Annotated in this window: 16 protein-coding genes and 2 pseudogenes; 8 read left to right on the top strand and 10 right to left on the bottom strand. The window is 73.5% G+C overall.

Annotated elements, in window-relative coordinates; all coding sequences use genetic code 11:
- Window positions 1–18: 18 nt before the first annotated feature.
- From ctaD to ATJ97_RS01540, 5 genes are all read right to left on the bottom strand, one after another.
- The gene (ctaD, locus tag ATJ97_RS01560; RefSeq protein WP_098482244.1) at window positions 19–1,794 is read right to left on the bottom strand and encodes an aa3-type cytochrome oxidase subunit I; all 1,776 of its coding nucleotides are present in this window, start codon (window positions 1,792–1,794) and stop codon (window positions 19–21) included.
- Window positions 1,794–2,702, bottom strand: a complete 909-nt coding sequence (gene ctaC / locus ATJ97_RS01555; RefSeq protein WP_098482243.1) for an aa3-type cytochrome oxidase subunit II — start codon at window positions 2,700–2,702, stop codon at window positions 1,794–1,796. Before ctaC ends, ctaD begins: the two co-directional genes overlap by 1 nt.
- Window positions 2,703–3,183: 481 nt before the next feature.
- On the bottom strand, window positions 3,184–4,155 hold the full coding sequence (locus tag ATJ97_RS20665) for an FKBP-type peptidyl-prolyl cis-trans isomerase (protein WP_143426844.1): 972 nt from the start codon (window positions 4,153–4,155) through the stop codon (window positions 3,184–3,186).
- 140 nt (window positions 4,156–4,295) lie between these two features.
- Window positions 4,296–4,649 (bottom strand): iron-sulfur cluster insertion protein ErpA, encoded by a 354-nt coding sequence (gene erpA / locus ATJ97_RS01545; protein ID WP_098482241.1) that lies wholly within the window; start codon window positions 4,647–4,649, stop codon window positions 4,296–4,298.
- 104 nt (window positions 4,650–4,753) lie between these two features.
- The gene (locus tag ATJ97_RS01540) at window positions 4,754–6,058 is read right to left on the bottom strand and encodes a glycerate kinase (protein ID WP_170037046.1); all 1,305 of its coding nucleotides are present in this window, start codon (window positions 6,056–6,058) and stop codon (window positions 4,754–4,756) included.
- An 83-nt stretch (window positions 6,059–6,141) separates the two neighbouring features.
- Between ATJ97_RS01540 and ATJ97_RS01535 the strand changes: the two genes are divergently transcribed.
- The gene (locus ATJ97_RS01535; protein ID WP_098482239.1) at window positions 6,142–6,531 is read left to right on the top strand and encodes a DUF4333 domain-containing protein; all 390 of its coding nucleotides are present in this window, start codon (window positions 6,142–6,144) and stop codon (window positions 6,529–6,531) included.
- 25 nt (window positions 6,532–6,556) lie between these two features.
- On the opposite strand, the gene ATJ97_RS01530 is transcribed toward ATJ97_RS01535, so the two are convergent.
- Window positions 6,557–7,918: a dipeptidase gene (locus ATJ97_RS01530; RefSeq protein WP_098482238.1), complete on the bottom strand. Its 1,362-nt coding sequence runs from the start codon at window positions 7,916–7,918 to the stop codon at window positions 6,557–6,559.
- 52 nt (window positions 7,919–7,970) lie between these two features.
- Between ATJ97_RS01530 and ATJ97_RS01525 the strand changes: the two genes are divergently transcribed.
- Complete coding sequence (locus ATJ97_RS01525; RefSeq protein ID WP_170037045.1) at window positions 7,971–8,549, top strand: DUF3043 domain-containing protein; 579 nt, start codon at window positions 7,971–7,973, stop codon at window positions 8,547–8,549.
- A gap of 49 nt (window positions 8,550–8,598) precedes the next feature.
- Here the strand turns inward: ATJ97_RS01525 and ATJ97_RS01520 are convergent, their stop codons facing one another.
- The 3 genes from ATJ97_RS01520 to ATJ97_RS01510 form a co-directional block, all read right to left on the bottom strand.
- On the bottom strand, window positions 8,599–9,630 hold the full coding sequence (locus ATJ97_RS01520) for a quinone-dependent dihydroorotate dehydrogenase (RefSeq protein ID WP_098482237.1): 1,032 nt from the start codon (window positions 9,628–9,630) through the stop codon (window positions 8,599–8,601).
- Between the two features lie 68 nt (window positions 9,631–9,698).
- Window positions 9,699–10,190 (bottom strand): hypothetical protein, encoded by a 492-nt coding sequence (locus ATJ97_RS01515; protein WP_245861972.1) that lies wholly within the window; start codon window positions 10,188–10,190, stop codon window positions 9,699–9,701.
- 11 nt (window positions 10,191–10,201) lie between these two features.
- On the bottom strand, window positions 10,202–10,555 hold the full coding sequence (locus tag ATJ97_RS01510; RefSeq protein WP_098482236.1) for a hypothetical protein: 354 nt from the start codon (window positions 10,553–10,555) through the stop codon (window positions 10,202–10,204).
- Between the two features lie 46 nt (window positions 10,556–10,601).
- Between ATJ97_RS01510 and ATJ97_RS01505 the strand changes: the two genes are divergently transcribed.
- The 6 genes and pseudogenes from ATJ97_RS01505 to ATJ97_RS19635 all read left to right on the top strand — a co-directional run bounded on the left by ATJ97_RS01505 (window position 10,602) and on the right by ATJ97_RS19635 (window position 16,785).
- Entirely contained in the window at window positions 10,602–12,077 is a 1,476-nt protein-coding gene (locus ATJ97_RS01505) for a leucyl aminopeptidase (protein WP_098482235.1), read from the top strand.
- A gap of 202 nt (window positions 12,078–12,279) precedes the next feature.
- Window positions 12,280–13,659 (top strand): dihydrolipoyl dehydrogenase, encoded by a 1,380-nt coding sequence (gene lpdA, locus ATJ97_RS01500; protein ID WP_098482234.1) that lies wholly within the window; start codon window positions 12,280–12,282, stop codon window positions 13,657–13,659.
- 24 nt (window positions 13,660–13,683) lie between these two features.
- Window positions 13,684–15,530: pseudogene (gene sucB / locus ATJ97_RS01495) on the top strand (2-oxoglutarate dehydrogenase, E2 component, dihydrolipoamide succinyltransferase).
- Between the two features lie 89 nt (window positions 15,531–15,619).
- Window positions 15,620–16,324: an NAD-dependent epimerase/dehydratase family protein gene (locus ATJ97_RS01490; RefSeq protein ID WP_170037044.1), complete on the top strand. Its 705-nt coding sequence runs from the start codon at window positions 15,620–15,622 to the stop codon at window positions 16,322–16,324.
- 90 nt (window positions 16,325–16,414) lie between these two features.
- The gene (locus tag ATJ97_RS20660; protein ID WP_170037043.1) at window positions 16,415–16,591 is read left to right on the top strand and encodes a DUF1731 domain-containing protein; all 177 of its coding nucleotides are present in this window, start codon (window positions 16,415–16,417) and stop codon (window positions 16,589–16,591) included.
- 17 nt (window positions 16,592–16,608) lie between these two features.
- Window positions 16,609–16,785 carry a hypothetical protein gene (locus ATJ97_RS19635; RefSeq protein ID WP_170037041.1) on the top strand — a complete coding sequence of 59 codons (177 nt, stop codon included), beginning with the start codon at window positions 16,609–16,611 and terminating at the stop codon, window positions 16,783–16,785.
- 163 nt (window positions 16,786–16,948) lie between these two features.
- Here ATJ97_RS19635 and ATJ97_RS19630 read toward each other — a convergent pair.
- Window positions 16,949–17,354, bottom strand: a pseudogene (locus ATJ97_RS19630) (hypothetical protein); the annotation flags it as partial.

Below are 17,354 nucleotides of genomic sequence, written 5' to 3'. Positions count from 1 at the left end.
CGTGGTCGTCGTGGTGGCTCATCGCTGCGTCCCTTCCTCGTCGTTGCGCGCGGCGCGCTCGGTCACCACACGCTGGCGGTCGGCCGCCTCGGGGCTCGCGTACAGCGAGTCGAGGAGGTCACGGTTGGGCTCCGGGTGGTCCATCGCGGCGACCTCGGGGTGGTGCAGGTCGAACGCGGGGCGCTCGGAGCGGATCCGCGGCAGCGACGTGAAGTTGTGCCGCGGGAACGGGGAGGCCGTGGCCCACTCGAGAGAGTTGCCGAAGCCCCACGGGTCGTCCACGAACACCGTGCGCGGGCCGCGCATCGTCCTGTAGACGTTCCACAGGAACGGCAGGGTCGACACGGCGATGAGCACCGCGCCGACGGTCGAGATCTGGTTGTAGAGCGTGAACCCGTCCTCGGGCATGTAGTCGGCGTACCGGCGGGGCATGCCCTGCACGCCCAGCCAGTGCTGGACGAGGAACGTGGTGTGGAAGCCGATGAAGAGGATCCAGAACTGGATCTTGCCGAGCCGCTCGTCGAGCATCCGGCCGGTCCACTTCGGCCACCAGAAGAAGAAGCCGGCGTACATGGCGAAGACCACGGTGCCGAAGACGACGTAGTGGAAGTGGGCCACCACGAAGTAGGTGTCGTGCACCTGGAAGTCCATCGCCGGGCTGGACAGGATGATGCCCGTCAGGCCGCCGAAGAGGAACGTGACGAGGAAGCCCAGCGAGTACAGCATCGGCGTCTCGAAGGTGAGCTTGCCGCGCCACATGGTGCCGACCCAGTTGAAGAACTTCACGCCGGTGGGGATGGCGATGAGCATCGTCATCAGCGAGAAGAACTCCAGCATCACGCCGCCGGTGGTGAACATGTGGTGCGCCCACACGGTCACCGACAGCGCCGCGATGGCGACGGTGGCGAAGACCAGGCCCTTGTAGCCGAAGATCGGCTTGCGGGAGAAGACCGGGATGATCTCGGAGACGATGCCGAAGAACGGCAGCGCGATGATGTAGACCTCGGGGTGGCCGAAGAACCAGAACAGGTGCTGCCACAGCAGCGCCCCGCCCGCCTCCGGGTTGTAGATCTGCCCGCCGAGCACGCGGTCCACCGCCAGGCCGAAGAGGGCCGCCGCGAGGACCGGGAAGGCCATCAGCGCCAGGATCGAGGTGATGAGGATGTTCCAGGTGAAGATCGGCATCCGGAACATCGTCATGCCGGGCGCGCGCATCGTGATGATCGTGGCGATGAAGTTGACCGAGCCGAAGATCGTGCCGAAACCGGTCATCGCCAGGCCGAGGACCCACAGGTCCCCGCCCAGGCCCGGGGAGAAGGTGGCGTTCGACAGCGGCGTGTACGCCGTCCAGCCGAAGCTCGCCGCCCCCTTGGGCGTGAGGAAGCCGGCGATCGTGACCAGGCCGCCCAGGCTGAACAGCCAGTAGGAGAACATGTTCAGCCGCGGGTACGCGACGTCGGGCGCCCCGATCTGGATCGGCACCAGGATGTTGCCGAACGCGACGAACAGCGGTGTCGCGAACAGCAGCATCATGATCGTGCCGTGCATCGTGAAGAGCTGGTTGTACTGCTCCTTGGACTGCAGCAGCATGCCGGGCTCGAAGAGCTCCGCACGGATCAGCAGCGCGAGCACGCCCCCGATGAGGAAGAACGCGAACGCCGTGACGACGTACATGTAGCCGATCGTCTTGTGATCGGTCGAGGTGATCCAGCTGACGACCGTCTTGCCGAGACTCTGCCGCTCGGGGCGCAGGCCGGGGACGACGTCGGGCCGGGTGGTGGTGATGGTCGCCATCAGTGCTGGTCCTCCTGCGTGACGAGGTACTTACGGTTCAGCTCGTCGCCGAGCCGTCCCGTCTGGCCGGCGTCACGCAGCTCGGCCATCTTTGCGTCGTAGGTCGCGCGGTCGACCACCTCGACGTTGAAGAGCATCTCGGCGTGGAACTCGCCGCACAGCTCCGCGCACTTGCCGGAGTAGACACCCTCCTTCTGCGGGGTGACCTGGAAGGTGTTCGTCCGCCCCGGGAGGATGTCGACCTTGTACAGGAAGGCCGGGATCCAGAAGGCGTGCGCGACGTCGCGGGACTTCAGGGTGAACGTGACGGTCTCGTCGACCGGCAGGTACAGGGTCGGCAGCGTCTCCTCGACGCCCTCCTTGCCCGTCAGGGAGATGCGGTCGCCCGAGTAGTAGACGTCGTCGGTGAGGTAGTTGAAGTCCCAGCTCCACTGCTTGCCGTAGATCTCGATCTCGAGGTCGGAGGCCTTGGCCTCGTCGTTGATCTCCCCCGTGGCGGAGGTGGTGCCGGCGGCCTGCGTCGACGGGGTCACGTCCTGGAAGTCGGCGGTGACCTTGCTCGAGAAGAAGAAGAGCACGCCGATCATGAGGACCGGCACGACGGTGTACATGAGCTCGAGCGGCACGTGGTAGCGCAGCTGCACCGGCAGCTGGTCGTCGTTCTTGCGCTTCCGGTAGGCGACGATGCACCAGATCGTGAGGCCCCAGACGAGGACGCCGACGGCGAGGGCGGCGACCCAGGAACCGTTCCAGAGGTCGATCAGACCTGTGGTCTTGTCGGTGAGGCCACGCTCGCTCGGCAGGAAGCCGACGTCGACGCCCTTGCCCGGCTCACTGGGGAACTGATCGGCCGGCGCGCAGGCGGCGGCCGTGATGGCCACCAGGCCCGCGAGGGCGAGGCTGCGCACGACAGGGCTCCTGCCCTGGTGCCTGGACGTGGTACGCACGGGATCTGACCTTCCGACGCGGTGCTGAGTGGAGCGGGAGGGGTTCTGCGCCCCTGCGCGGCCCTGGGGCGAGCGCGGGCACAGGACCTTCGTCCTCCCGCCCTACCTTATCCATGAAACCGGCCGGGGAACGCCCATGGACCGGGGCGTGGCCCGGTGATTCTGTCGTGGCGTCAGCATCCTGCGGCCCCTTCTGTCCGGTTCGTCCGCTTCCTCGGCGGGCCGCCGACGGCGCACGTCCGGGGTCGTGAGACGGTGCGCCGTCGTCGCTCTCGGGGCAGGGCCCGATGTCGGTACCGGACGGTCTGTGACCGCGGGTGCGGCGAAGACCGCCTGGAGCGGCGAGCGCGCACAGCCACGGCCCCGCCCCCTGCGGGGGACGGGGCCGGGCCGGGTCCCGGTGCGCCTCAGGCCGTTCGTGCGCGGCCGCGCACGGCCGACGTCAGCCGTCCGACGGGGCAGGCAGGACGGCGATGATGTCCACCACACCCGCGAACGCCGGCGTGGCGTCCTCCCCCTCGCCGCCCTCGGTCCCCGGGGCCTGCAGCACCGCGCGAGACCCCACCGGCACGCCGATGAGCTGGTCGAACAGGCCACCTCCACCCACCTGCAGCGAGGTGACGCCCGAGGACTCCCACGTGGAGTTCGGCTGGCTGTTGTCCCACGCGTTCTCGGCGAGCTGGATCAGGATCGACGTCCCCGGCGTCTCCGGGACCTTCTCGCCGCTGCCCGTGGCGATCACTGTGACGCTCGCCTCGGTCGGCTCGGGCGCGCCCTCCTCCACCGTGACGCTGGCCGGCTCGCCGAGCCCGCCCTTGACGACGACGGGCAGGTCAGGCGCCGGCTCGACCGGCGTCGCGTCAGCCTGGCCGGCCACGTCGGGGGCGTAGGCGTCGACGACGTCGACGACGAACACGAGGGTGTCCCCCGGCGCCACGGACCCGTCCGGGGTGCCCTGGGGGTAGCCGAGCTCGGACGGGATCGACAGGAGGACGCGGTCGCCGACGTGCGTGCCCGTCAGCCCCTGCTTCCACCCCTGGATGACCCCGTTGAGGCTGAAGCCCGTCGGCGCGCCGCGCTCGAAGGAGCTGTCGAACACCTCTCCGTCCCAGACCTGACCCACGTAGTCGGCCACGACGAAGTCGTCGGCGCCGACCTCCGCGCCGTCTCCCTTCTGCAGGACCTCGACCTTGAGGTCGGCGGGGGCGCCGGAGCCGGGGAACTCGATCGTGGGGTCCTCGCCGAAGGCGCCCTTGACCGTCGGGAGCTCGGTGCCGGGCGGCGTGGCCTCGGCGGAGGCGCTGGCGGAGGCGCCGTCCGTCGGGCTCTCCTCCCCCTCGCCGCCCGAGCAGGACGCGAGGGTCAGGGCCGCGGCGAGCGCGAGGGAGGTCAGGACGGCGGGACGACGACGCAAGGGGTCTCCATGGTTCGGTACGTGAGGTTCAGGGTCCACCGGGCCACGCGGCCTCCGGGCGGCCCTGGGCAAGGCTGCGGCCCCGGCCGGTGACGATCCGGCTCGGGGCCGCACGGTGCGAGCCGAGGCCCGCGGGTCGGTCAGTGGAACGAGTCGCCGCAGGCGCAGGAGCCGCCGGCGTTCGGGTTGTCGATCGTGAAGCCCTGCTTCTCGATGGTGTCCGCGAAGTCGATCGTCGCGCCCTCGAGGTAGGGCACGCTCATCCGGTCGACGACGACCTCGACGCCGCCGAACTCACGGACGGCGTCCCCGTCGAGCATGCGCTCGTCGAAGTAGAGCTGGTAGATCAGCCCGGAGCAGCCGCCCGGCTGCACCGCCACGCGGAGGCGGAGGTCGTCGCGCCCCTCCTGCTCCAGCAGCGTGCGAACCTTGTTCGCCGCGACGTCGGTCAGCTCCACGCCGTGGGTGGCGACCTTCTCGGTGGTCTCGCTCATGGGTCTCTCCGCTTCTCAGGACGTTCTTCGTCAACGCCAACGGCGTCGTCCGCCGGGTTGTTCCCCCAGCAGCGTACGTCGTCCGGGCCCCGGACCGCACGGAGCTACGTCGACCAGGTCCGCGCGAGCCGTGCCGTGCGCGCGACGAGCGCCGCCGGCAGGTCCGTCGCCGCGGCGTCGTCGTCGGCATGGGCCCGCCCGGGCCGTGCCGGCCCGGGAGCGGCAGGACGGCGGCGCCCCGCGTCGCGCACCTCGTACGCGCCGCTGATGCCGAGGGGTGCGACCTCGCGCCGGCTCGTGCGGACCTCCTCGGCGACGGCGACCACCGGCAGCGCGTACCGCAGGCACGCACGGGCGACGGTGGCGACGACGGACTCGGACAGGCTCCGCACGTCGAGCACCCGGCAGCCGGTGACCACGAGGTCCGCGTCCGCGACGGCGCCGCGCAGCCCCACCGCGTCGGCCACGACCTCCGCGCCGGGCAGCGTCCGGGCGCCGAGCAGACGGAGGAGGAAGGCGGTGCCGCCCGCGGCGCCACTGCCCTCCTGGCGGGCGGACCTGCCCGCGGGCTGCCCGAGAGGACCTGGTCCGGTCCCGGACGACGGCGTGCCGCCGGCCAGCGCGAGCACGGTACGGCCGGGAAGGGTCGCGGCGCGCCGCTCCAGCACGTCGGTGGCGTGCCCCAGCGCCCGTTCCAGCTCCTGCGCCAGCGCGGGCCCCACCGCCGGGTCCTGACCGAGCAGCGCGCCGGCGCCGTGCAGGCCGAGCAGCGGCAGGTCGTCCGCCACCGCCAGGACCACGTCGTGGCCCGCGAGAGCCTCTCGCGCCGGCGCGAGCAGGTCGGCGGCCTCGGGCGGGAGCTCGGCGAGACCCTGCGCGCCGGTCAGCAGCGGCCCGCTCGCGGGGTGCGGCGCGTCGGGCCGCGCCGTCGTCGTGTGCGTGGCGGCCAGGGCGTGGAGGAGCCCCGCACCGGCGTCGTGGACGGCGGCGGTGGCGGGCAGACCGATGACGATGCGCCGGGCCCCCGTGGCCAGCGCGGCGCCGACGAGGGCCCCGAGGCCGGCGCTCGTCCCGCTCCGCGCGGCCTCGGCCCGCTCGTGGGCGCGCACGAGGTGGGTGCCCACGACCTGGTCGGCCTCCACGTAGGCGGTCCCGCCCGCGTCGCCGTCGACGTGCAGCACCGCGGCGGCGACCGGCGCACCGAGGGGCCCGGTGGCGGGCACGGGGACGAGCCGCCCGCCCCGCGCGGCGGCGACGACGTCGAGCAGGCCCGCCGACCCGTCGGACAGCGGCAGCTGGTTCACCGAGTCCCCCGGGGCGCCCTGCCCCCAGCCGGCGGCGAGGGCGCGGGCGGCCTGGACGGCCGTCAGTGTCCCGGAGAAGCGGTCGGGGGCGAGCAGGATGCGCACGGCGCCATCATCCCAGCCGCCCGGACGGGCCGGTGACCGGCCGATGTGACAGCATCTGCGCAGCAACCAGGGAGGAGCGGAGCATGCGGCGGACGGGACGAGCAGCACGACGGGTCTCCGTCGTGCTGGCCACCCTGGCGCTCGTGGCGTGCTCCGGCGGCCGCAGCGTCGAGCCGCTCGCGCCGGACGTGGTCGCCGAGAAGATCGCCGACGCGCTCGAGGAGGAGGTCGGGGTCCGGCCGGTCGTCGCGTGCTCGGAGGAGCTGCCCGCGGAGGTCGGCGCAGAGCTGGTCTGCGACCTGACGACCGCGGGCGCGCCAGAGACGATCTACCCCGTCACCGCGACCGTGACGTCCGTGGACCCCGACACCGGCGAGGTGAAGTTCGACGTCTCGGTCGCCGACGCGCCCGAGGGCAGCGAGGGGCCGACGACGTCGACCGAGCCCTCGGCCACGGGTGAGGCGACCGGCTGAGCCGGTCCCGGCCGCCGGGCGACGCTCAGACGGCGCCGCCGAGGCGGGCGAGGAGGAGCGCCTCCGCCAGCACCACCTTCTCGAGCTCGCCCAGGTGCACGGACTCGTCCTCGCTGTGCGCGCGGGAGTCCGGGTCCTCCACCCCGGTCACGAGGATCTTGGCGCCGGGGAAGACCTCCTGGAGCTCGGCGATGAACGGGATCGACCCGCCCACGCCGATGTCGACCGGCTCCGTCCCCCACGCCTGGGCGAACGCCCACCGGGCGGCCCGCATCTCCTCGGTGTCCTCGGTGGCGTCGAAGGCCTGCCCGCGCTCGCCGGGGGTCACGCTCACCTGCGCGCCGGACGGCGCGTGCGCGAGCAGGTGGTCGTGCAGGAGCCGCTCCGCCTCGACGGGGTCCTGACCCGGGGCGATGCGCATCGACAGCTTCGCCCGGCACACCGGGGCGATCGTGTTGGAGGCGTGCGCCACGGACGTGGCGTCGAGGCCGATGACCGAGATGGCCGGCTTCGTCCACATGCGGGCGGCGAGCGGGCCGGTGCCGGCGAGGCGGTAGCCGTCCACCACCGCCGCGTCGGAGCGGAACTGGTCCTCGGGGTAGTCGACGTCGGCCTCGTCGCGGGAGGCGAGCCCGGCCACGGCCACGTCGCCGTTGTCGTCGTGCAGCGTCGCGACCAGGCGGGACATCAGCGTGACGGCGTCGAGCACAGGGCCGCCGAACATCCCGGAGTGGACGGCGTGCCCGAGCACCCGCACCTCGACCTCACAGTCGACGAGGCCCCGCAGCGACGTGGTCAGGGCGGGCACGCCCACCTTCCAGTTGCTGGAGTCCGCGACGACGATGACGTCCGCCTCCAGGCGGTCGCGGTAGGCCTGCAGGAACGGGGTGAAGGTCGGGGAGCCGATCTCCTCCTCACCCTCGACGAAGACGGTCACGCCCACGGCGAGCTCGTCGCCGAGGACCCGCAGGGCCCCGACGTGCGCCATGATCCCGGCCTTGTCGTCCGCCGCGCCGCGGCCGTAGAGCCGCTCGCCCCGCTGCGTCGGCTCGAACGGGTCCGAGGTCCAGCCGGCGGGGTCGCCCGGGGGCTGGACGTCGTGGTGCGCGTAGAGGAGGACGGTGGGTGCGCCGTCGGGACCCGGCCGGTGGGCGACGACGGCGGGACGTCCCTTCCCGCCGTCGGGCAGCTCCACCTCCAGGACGTCGACCTGCGGCATGCCGGCGTCGCGCAGCAGGGCGGCGACCGCCTCCGCGCTGGCACGCACGTGCGCCTGGTCGAAGGCCGGCGAGGAGACGCTGGGGATGCGCACGAGGTCCTCGAGGTCGGAACGGACGCGGCCGAAGGCCTCGTGGGTGCGGCGGGCGAGTTCGTCGACGGTGGTCACCCGAGCGAGGGTAGTCGCCCGTCCGGTTCCACGGCTCGACTACCCTGCTGGGGTGATCGGACGCAAGAAGACCCCCGTCGAGCCTGAGCCGCAGCCCGTCGAGACCGCCGGCGGGAAGGGCCGCCCCACGCCCACGCGCAGGGAGGCCGAGGCCCGCAACCGGCGCCCGCTCGTGCCGGACGACCGCAAGGAGGCCCGTCGGATCGCGCGCGAGCAGCGCAACGAGGCCTACATGAAGCAGCGCCAGGCGATGGTCACCGGCGACGAGCGCTACCTCCCGCTGCGCGACAAGGGACCGGTGCGCCGGTACGCCCGCGACTACGTCGACGCACGCTGGTCGATCGCCGAGTTCTTCATGCCGCTCGCGCTGGTGATGATCGTGGCGATGATGTTCGCCGGGCAGTTCCCGCAGCTCGCCAACGCCCTGGTGCTGGGCATGTACGGGGTCCTGCTCGTCGCGATCGTCGACTCCCTGATCATGGTCCAGCTGCTCAAGCGCCGGCTGCGCAAGAAGTTCGGCGCCGACCAGATCCAGCCGTGGACCGGGTTCTACGCGTTCGGGCGCAGCTTCTACTTCCGCCGCATGCGTCAGCCCAAGCCCCAGGTGGGGCGGGGCGAGTACCCCGCCTGACGAAGCCCCAGGTGGGCGCGGGGCGAGCACCCCGCCTGAGCCGCGCGGCTCAGCGTCGCCCGAGGGCCCGGTTGATCCGGCCCGGCCACGCCGGGCCCTCGTAGACGAACGCGGAGTAGGCCTGCAGCAGGTCGGCGCCGGCGGCGATCATCGCGCGGGCGTCGGCCTCGGTCGAGATGCCCCCGACGCCGATGATGGTGCCCCGCTCCCCCAGCCGCCCGCGCAGCCGCGAGACGACGGCGAGCGAGCGCTCCCGCAGCGGCGAGCCGGACAGCCCGCCGGGCCCGAGGTCGTGGTTCACGGTGGTGTTGGTCGCCACCACGCCGGCGAGCCCGAGCTCCAGCGCCAGGTCCGCGACCGCGTCGACGTCGTCGTCGGAGAGGTCCGGCGCGATCTTGACGAACAGCGGGACCGCGCGCCCGGCGGACTCGTCGGCGGCCCGGCGCACGGCGGCGAGGATCGGGCGCAGCGAGTCCACGGCCTGCAGGTCGCGCAGGCCGGGCGTGTTCGGTGAGGAGACGTTGACGACGAGGTAGTCGGCCCACCGGGCGACCTCCCGGGCGCTCGTCTCGTAGTCGGCGACGGCGCCGTCGAGCGGGGTGACCTTGCTCTTGCCGATGTTCGCCCCGACGACGACGGAACGGCCCCGCCGGGAGCGGCGCAGGCGCCGCAGCTGCTCGCCGGCGGCGGTGGCCCCGCGGTTGTTGAACCCCATGCGGTTGCGCAGGGCGCCGAGCTCGACGTGACGCCACAGGCGCGGCCGCTCGTTGCCCGGCTGGGGCCGGGCGGTGACCGTGCCGACCTCGACGAAGCCGAACCCGATCATGTCCATGCCCAGCACCGTGTCCGCGTCCTTGTCCATCCCGGCCGCCAGGCCGAGGACCCCGGGGACGGGGCGTGCGAGGGGACCGCCGTCGGCGGCCGCGGGCACCGGGACGTCGGGGCGACGGCCGAGGGTCGCACGGACGGCGTCGGAGAGCACCGGGACACGGGAGACGGTGCGAATCAGCCCGAGCGCGAGCAGGTGCGCACGCTCAGGGTCGACACGGACGGCCAGGGTGCGGAAGAGGAGCCGGTACACGTCGCGCGAGCCTACCCGCGACCCCGGCGGGTCCTGCGGCACCGCCCGGCGCCGCGGACCAGGGCTGGTCAGCCGCGGTCGGCGCGTGCGGCGATCCGGGCCGGGCTGGAGTGCCACAACCAGGCGATGCCGAGCAGCGGCAGGACCGCCGGCACGTACCCGTAGCCGCTGCCGAAGCCGGACCAGACCGTGTCGTCGGGGAACAGCTCGGGGCTGACCACGCTCAGCGTGCCCACCGTCAGCACCCCGACCAGCTCGAAGACCACGGCGGTCCAGCCGACGCGCCGCATGCGGCGGCCGTTGTGGGCGAGCGCGACGGTGGCGACCACGTACACGACGCCGGCGAGGGCGGACAGCCCGTAGGCGAGCGGCGCCTCGTCCGCCTTGGTGATCAGCTGCACGCCCGCCCGGGCCGTGGCCGCGACGGCGAAGATGCCGTACACCAGGATCAGGACGCGCCCCAGGCCGAAGGCCGGGCGCCGGGTGTCCACGGCGGAGGTCGTGACGACCTCCTCGCGTTCGGGCCGCGACCGCACGGCGGCCTCGTCGTTGGTGCTCATCTCGTCTCCGCTCACGCCGTCCACACCTGCCACACCCGCGCCTGCATCGCCAGGATGGCGACGCAGACGACCAGCAGCGCCACCGAGCTCGTACGGGTACGGTCCGCCATCGCCCACACCGCCGCCACCGGCAGCAGGAACAGCGCGGTGACGAGGTAGCCCCAGAACGTCCACGGCTCGCTGGGGACGTGCCCGCCGGCCCCGGCCACGAGGGCGACGACGACCTGGGCGAGCAGGGCGGCCTCGACGGCCCCCGCGCCGACCAGCTGCTTGAAGAGCACGGGGCGGTCCCGCACCGCGTACCACGCCGCCCACAGGCCGAGCGCGGCGGCGAGGACCGAGGTGATCAGGACGGTGGGGAGCACCCCGGGAGATTACCGCCCGGCGGCGGCCGGGCTAGCATTCGGGATCGTGACCGACCTCAAGCTCAGCACCAAGGACCCCGCCCGCACGAGCGCCGACGCGATCGTCCTCGCCGTCGCCCAGGACGACGACGGCCCCCGCCTCCTGGCGGCCGGCCTGCCGCCGAAGGTCCTTGCGCCCCTTGGCGCTCTGCTGCCTGCGCTCGGCGTGACGGGCAAGGGCGACGAGGTCGTCCGGCTCCCCGCCGGCGAGGAGCTGGCCGCTACCGTCGTGGTCCTCACCGGCGTGGGCAAGGTCACCGACGGTCAGGTGGGTCCGGAGGCGCTGCGCCGCGCGGCCGGCGCCGCCGTGCGCTCGCTCGCCGGCTCCGCCGACGTCGTCCTCGCCCTGCCCGCCGACGACGCCGCACAGGTGGGTGCCGTCGCCGAGGGTGCGCTGCTGGGTGCCTACCGCTTCGACCACTACCGCACGAGCGACCCCGCGCCCGTGGCCCGCATCGAGCTCGCGACCCCGGCGGCCCGGCAGAAGGAGACCCGTGCCGCCCTGGCCCGCGCGCAGGCCGTGGCCGACGGCGTGCGCGGCGTCCGGGACCTGGTCAACGCCTCCCCGAAGCACCTGTACCCGCAGTCCTTCGCCGAGGAGGCGCTCGCCGCGGCCAAGGGTTCGCGCGTGAAGGTCACGGTGCTCGACGAGAAGCAGCTCGCCGCGGGCGGCTACGGCGGCATCCTCGGTGTCGGCCAGGGCTCCGCCCGCCCGCCGCGCCTGGTCAAGGTCGTCCACTCCCCCGCCCGTGCCCGTGCGCACTACTCCCTCGTCGGCAAGGGCATCACCTTCGACTCCGGCGGCCTGTCCCTCAAGCCCGCCAAGGGCATGGAGAACATGAAGGACGACATGGCGGGCGCCGCCACCGTCCTGCACACCGTGCTCGCGGCCGCGGCGCTGGACCTGCCGGTCAAAGTGACCGGCTGGCTCGCCCTCGCGGAGAACATGCCCGGCGGCGGCGCGCAGCGGCCCTCCGACGTCGTCACCATGCGTGACGGCACCACCGTCGAGGTGCTCAACACCGACGCCGAGGGTCGTCTCGTCATGGCCGACGCACTCGCCGCGGCCCGCGAGGAGAACCCCGACGCGATCATCGACATCGCGACCCTCACCGGCGCGCAGATGGTGGCGCTCGGCGCCCGCGTGGGGGCCGTCATGGGCACCGACGCCACCCGTGAGGAGGTCGTGGCGGCCGCGCAGGGGGTCGGCGAGCAGTTCTGGCCGATGCCGCTGCCCGAGGAGCTGCGCGAGTCGCTGAAGTCGCCGGTCGCCGACATCGCCAACATGGGCGACCGGTACGGCGGCATGCTCGTGGCCGGGCTGTTCCTGAAGGAGTTCGTCGGCGACCTCCCCTGGGCCCACCTCGACGTGGCCGGTCCCGCCTACAACGAGGGCGGCCCCTACGGCTACACCCCCAAGGGCGGCACCGGCATGGGCCTGCGCACCCTGCTCGGCGTGCTCGAGGCCGCCGCCCGGGCCTGACGGTGCCCCGAGGGCGAAGGCGGGCGCTCGACGTCGTGCGCCCGCCCGCTCGCTCCTGTCCTCGCGGCCCGCATGTGACGCACCGCACCCCTGCGGTGTGACGCTCGCGGCATGGGACGAATGGGCCTGGACGAGGTTTGGGTGGAAGAATGGCCGCGAACCGGACCCAGTCAGGGTCATTTGTGCGCTCAAGGAGAGGTACGTGGCTGATACGCAGGAGTACGACATCGTCATCCTGGGGGCGGGTAGCGGCGGCTACGCGGCGGCGCTCCGGGCGGCCGAGCTCGACCTGACGGTCGCCCTGATCGAGGCCGACAAGCTCGGCGGCACCTGCCTGCACCGCGGCTGCATCCCGACCAAGGCGCTGCTCCACTCCGCCGAGGTGGCCGACACCATCCGCGAGAGCGCGGGCGTGGGCGTCAAGAGCTCCCTCGAGGGCATCGACGTCAGCGCGGTGAACTCCTTCAAGGAGGGCATCGTCAACCGCCTCTACAAGGGCCTGCAGGGGCTCGTCTCCTCCCGCAAGGTCAACCTCGTCAACGGGTGGGGCAAGCTCGTCTCGCAGGACACGGTCGAGGTCGACGGCACCCGGTACAAGGGCAAGCACGTCATCCTGGCCTCCGGCTCCTACTCCAAGTCGCTGCCCGGCCTCGAGATCGGCGGCCGCGTGCTGACCTCCGAGCAGGCCCTGGAGCTGGACTTCGTCCCGAAGAGCGCGATCGTCCTCGGCGGCGGCGTCATCGGCGTCGAGTTCGCCTCCGTCTGGAACTCCTTCGGCACCGACGTCACCATCATCGAGGGCCTGCCGAACCTGGTCCCGAACGAGGACGTGGCCCTGTCCAAGGGGCTGGAGCGCGCGTTCCGCAAGCGCAAGATCGCCTTCCACACCAAGACCATGTTCTCCGGCGTCGAGCAGACCGACGACGGCGTGAAGGTCACCACCCAGGACGGGAAGACCTTCGAGGCCGAGATCCTCCTCGTCGCCGTCGGCCGCGGCCCCGCCACCGCCAACCTCGGGTACGAGGAGAACGGCATCCCCATGGAGCGCGGCTTCGTGCTCACGAACGAGCGCCTGCACACGGGCGTGGGCAACGTCTACGCAGTCGGCGACATCGTCCCCGGTCTCCAGCTCGCCCACCGTGGCTTCCAGCAGGGCATCTTCGTCGCCGAGGAGATCGCGGGCCTCAACCCCGCGCCCATCGTCGAGTCCGGCATCCCCCGGGTCACGTACTGCGAGCCGAACGTCGCCTCCGTCGGCCTCACCGAGGCCGAGGCCAAGGAGGCCTACGGCGCGGACAACGTCCTCGCCCTCGAGTACAACCTCGGCGGCAACGGCAAGTCCCAGATCCTCCAGACGCAGGGCTTCGTCAAGCTCGTGCGCGAGAAGGACGGCCCGATCGTCGGGGTGCACATGCTCGGCGCCCGTGTCGGCGAGCTCATCGGCGAGGGCCAGCTGATCGTGAACTGGGAGGCCTACCCGGAGGACGTCGCCGCCCTCGTCCACGCCCACCCGACGCAGGACGAGGCGCTGGGCGAGGCCGCCCTGGCCCTCGCCGGCAAGCCGCTGCACGCGCACAACTGACCCGATCGAAGGAGATTCCAGGACATGTCTGAGTCCGTGAAGATGCCCGCGCTGGGCGAGTCCGTCACCGAGGGCACCGTCACGCGGTGGCTCAAGGCGGTCGGGGAGACGGTCGAGGTCGACGAGCCGCTGCTCGAGGTCTCCACCGACAAGGTCGACACCGAGGTGCCCTCCCCCGTCGCCGGCGTGGTCGAGAAGATCCTCGTGGAGGAGGACGAGACGGTCGAGGTCGGCACGGACCTCGCCGTGATCGGTGACGGGTCCGGCTCCTCCGACGGCGAGCAGGCTCCCGCGGAGCAGGGCACGAGCGGCGAGCCGGACACGGCGCCGGCGGCCGGCGGCCAGCCCGCCGCCGAGGCCGTCGAGGCCGCGCAGCCGGCCGCCGAGGAGGCCAGGCCGGCCGAGCAGGCGAAGGAGGAGGCGACCGCCTCCGCCCCCGCCGCCGGCGGCGAGGCCTCGGGCGAGGCCGTGAAGATGCCGGCGCTCGGCGAGTCCGTCACCGAGGGCACCGTCACCCGCTGGCTCAAGGCCGAGGGCGACACGGTCGAGGTCGACGAGCCGCTTCTGGAGGTCTCCACCGACAAGGTCGACACCGAGGTGCCCTCCCCCGTGGCCGGCACCGTGGTGAAGATCCTCGTCCAGGAGGACGAGACCGTCGAGGTCGGCACCGACCTCGCGATCGTGGGCGCGGCCGGATCCGCCGCCCCGCAGGCCGAGGCTCCGAAGGCGGAGGCCCCCAAGGCTGAGGCGGCACCCGCCGCTGAGGCCCCCAAGGAGGAGCCGGCCCCCGCGGCCGAGGCGCCCAAGGAGGAGCCGGCCCCCGCCGCCGAGGCACCCAAGCAGCAGCCGCGGAGCGGCGCCGCGCAGCCGGCCGAGCCGCAGGCGCCGAAGGCCGAGACGCGTCGTGAGGCGCCGAGGGCCGCGGCCGCCGCCGGCACCGCCTACATCACCCCGCTCGTGCGCAAGCTCGCCGCGGACCTCGACGTGGACCTGTCCACGGTGGAGGGCACCGGCGTGGGGGCCGTATCCGCAAGCAGGACGTCGAGGCAGCGGCCGAGCAGGCCGCCGCCGAGAAGGCCGCCGCAGCGGCACCGGCCCAGGCGCCCGCGGCGTCTGCCCCTGCCAGGACGCCGGCTCCCGTCGAGGTCTCCCCGCTGCGCGGCACGACCGAGAAGATGTCGCGCCTGCGCAAGGTCATCTCCAAGCGCATGCGCGAGTCGCTGGACACCTCCGCCCAGCTGACCTCCGTGGTGGAGGTGGACGTCACCCGCATCGCGACCCTGAGGGCCCGGGCGAAGTCCGCGTTCCAGGCCGCAGAGGGCACGAAGCTGACCTTCCTGCCGTTCTTCGTCAAGGCGGCGACGGAGGCCCTCAAGGCGCACCCGAAGCTCAACGCGACGATCGACGACGAGCAGGTGATCTACCACGGCGCCGAGCACATCGGCATCGCGGTCGACACCCCGCGCGGCCTGCTGGTCCCGGTCATCAAGGACGCCGGTGACCTGACGATCGGCGGCATCGCCAAGAAGATCAACGACCTCGCCGCCCGCACCCGGGACAGCAAGGTCACCCCGGACGAGCTGTCCGGCTCGACCTTCACGATCACCAACACCGGGTCGGCCGGGCTCCTGCTGGACACGCCGATCATCAACCAGCCCGAGGTCGCCATCCTCGGTGTGGGGACGATCGTCAAGCGTCCGATGGTCGTCACGGACGCCGACGGCAACGACACCATCGGCATCCGCTCGATGATCTACCTGTCGCTGACGTACGACCACCGCCTGGTCGACGGCGCCGACGCCGGCCGCTTCCTCTCGACCGTCAAGGCCCGCCTGGAGGAGGGCGCCTTCGACGCCGAGGTCGGTCTGTGACGCGCTGACGCGTGCCCGGCACGGGGCCCCGCACCATCACGGTGCGGGGCCCCGTGGCATCTGCCCGGGGGCGCCGTTAGCGTGAGGCCATGGCCACCACCGCGGTGAACGCCGCCGGAACCGCACCGGCCGTCGCCGGCACCCGCACCGTGCTCGTCGCGGGGGCCTCCGGCTTCCTGGGCCACCACCTGGTCCGCCACCTCCGGCACCGCGGCGACGTCGTCCGGCGTCTGGTGCGCCGCGGCCCCAGGGCACCCGACGAGGTCGGCTGGGACCCGGCCTCCGGAGCGCTCGACCGCGCCGCGCTCGACGGCGTGGACGTCGTCGTGAACCTGGGCGGCGCCTCCCTGGGCCGGCTGCCGTGGACGGCCGCCTACAAGGAGGAGATCCTCCGGTCCCGGGTCGACGGCACACGGATCCTCGCCGAGGCCGTCGCCCGGGCGATCGACCACGACGGCCGGCGGGTGCGTCTCCTGCAGGCGAGCGGCACCGACGTCTACGGCGACCGCGGCGACGAGGTGCTCACGAGACGTCCGACCCCGGCGACGGCTTCCTGGCCGACGTCTGCCGGCAGTGGGAGGCCGCCACCGCCCCGGCCGCCGACGCCGGCGCGCAGGTGGTCCTCCTGCGCACCGCCCCCGCCCTGGCGCCGTCCGGCGGGGCCATCGCCCCGCTCACCACGCTCATCCGGCTGGGGCTCGGCGGGCCGATCGCCGGCGGACGGCAGTGGTTCCCGTGGATCACGCTGGCCGACCACGTGCGTGCCCAGCTGCACCTCATCGACTCGTCGGTGACCGGACCGGTCAACCTCGCCGCCCCCGGTGCCGCCAGGCAGGGCGAGGTCGTGGCCGCCCTGGCCGCGGCCATGCACCGGCCCCGCAGTCGTGCGGGCCCCCCGGGCGGCGCTGGCCCTCGCCGGGCGCGATTTCGCCGACTTCCTCGCCGCCTCCCGCCGGGTGGCGCCCCGGGTGCTCCTCGACGACGGCCTGGTCTACCTGCACCCGGACCTCGCGGCCGCCGCACCGTGGGTGGCCGACCGCGGTTCGGCGCGCTCGGAGTGAGGTGGTCGAGGGTCCGGGTGGCCCCTTTCCCGGAGCCGTTCATCCTGCCGCCGCCGCAGGTCGACGCCTCGCTGAGCCGCCACGGCGCGGGGCCGCTGAGCGCCATGCGCAGGCAGCGCGGCGCCCGCGCCTCCACGGGCTGCCCGCCCTCCTCGCCGGACCCGTCGGCCGGCACCAGTCGGTACCCCTCCTGACGCAGCACCGCCTCCACGACGGCGCTCGGCGAGGGGCCGCCGTCGGCCGAGACGAGCCGGACCTCGTCGACGGTGGTGCTCAGCCCCTCCGCCCGCACGCCCGCGGTGCGCAGCCGCTCCACCAGGAGCTCGTCCTCCGCCGCGGCGGGAGACCCCGGGACCGTCAGCTCCGCCAGGACCTCCGTGCGGCCGTCGCGCAGCGCCTCGTCCCGCGCTGCCACGAGGTTCGCGCACCAGCGCGGACGCCTCCGCGGGCGTGACCGGCGCCGGTGGCGCGGGAGGTCGCGCCGAGGACAGGAAGTACGGCGCCCGCCACCAGTGCGAGGGCCGTCACGGCGAGGGCGGCACGACGTCGACCCAGCCGGCGCGGCCGTCGGTGCCTGCCGCGCGGCCGACGGGACGGGGCGACCTCGGTGGCCGCCTGGCCGGACCGGAGCCGTGCCTGCGCGAGGTCGGCGCCGGACGGCAGCTCGATCGCCGCCGCGGCCGGCATGGTGGCCGCGAACCGGGCGAGCTCCTGCGCGGACGGCCGGAGCGCCGGGTCCGGTGAGAGCGCGGCGGTGAGCGGG

It is taken from the genome of Georgenia soli, assembly GCF_002563695.1.
Lineage (GTDB): Bacteria > Actinomycetota > Actinomycetes > Actinomycetales > Actinomycetaceae > Georgenia > Georgenia soli.
This window is presented reverse-complemented; position numbering and strand designations above follow the sequence as displayed.

Coding starts and splice junctions, on each gene's coding strand:
- ctaD (WP_098482244.1), bottom strand. CDS start 1,794: ATGGCGACCATCACCACCACCCGGCCCGACGTCGTCCCCGGCCTGCGC.
- erpA (WP_098482241.1), bottom strand. CDS start 4,649: ATGAGCGAGACCACCGAGAAGGTCGCCACCCACGGCGTGGAGCTGACC.
- ATJ97_RS01535 (WP_098482239.1), top strand. CDS start 6,142: ATGCGGCGGACGGGACGAGCAGCACGACGGGTCTCCGTCGTGCTGGCC.
- ATJ97_RS01515 (WP_245861972.1), bottom strand. CDS start 10,190: ATGAGCACCAACGACGAGGCCGCCGTGCGGTCGCGGCCCGAACGCGAG.
- ATJ97_RS01490 (WP_170037044.1), top strand. CDS start 15,620: ATGGCCACCACCGCGGTGAACGCCGCCGGAACCGCACCGGCCGTCGCC.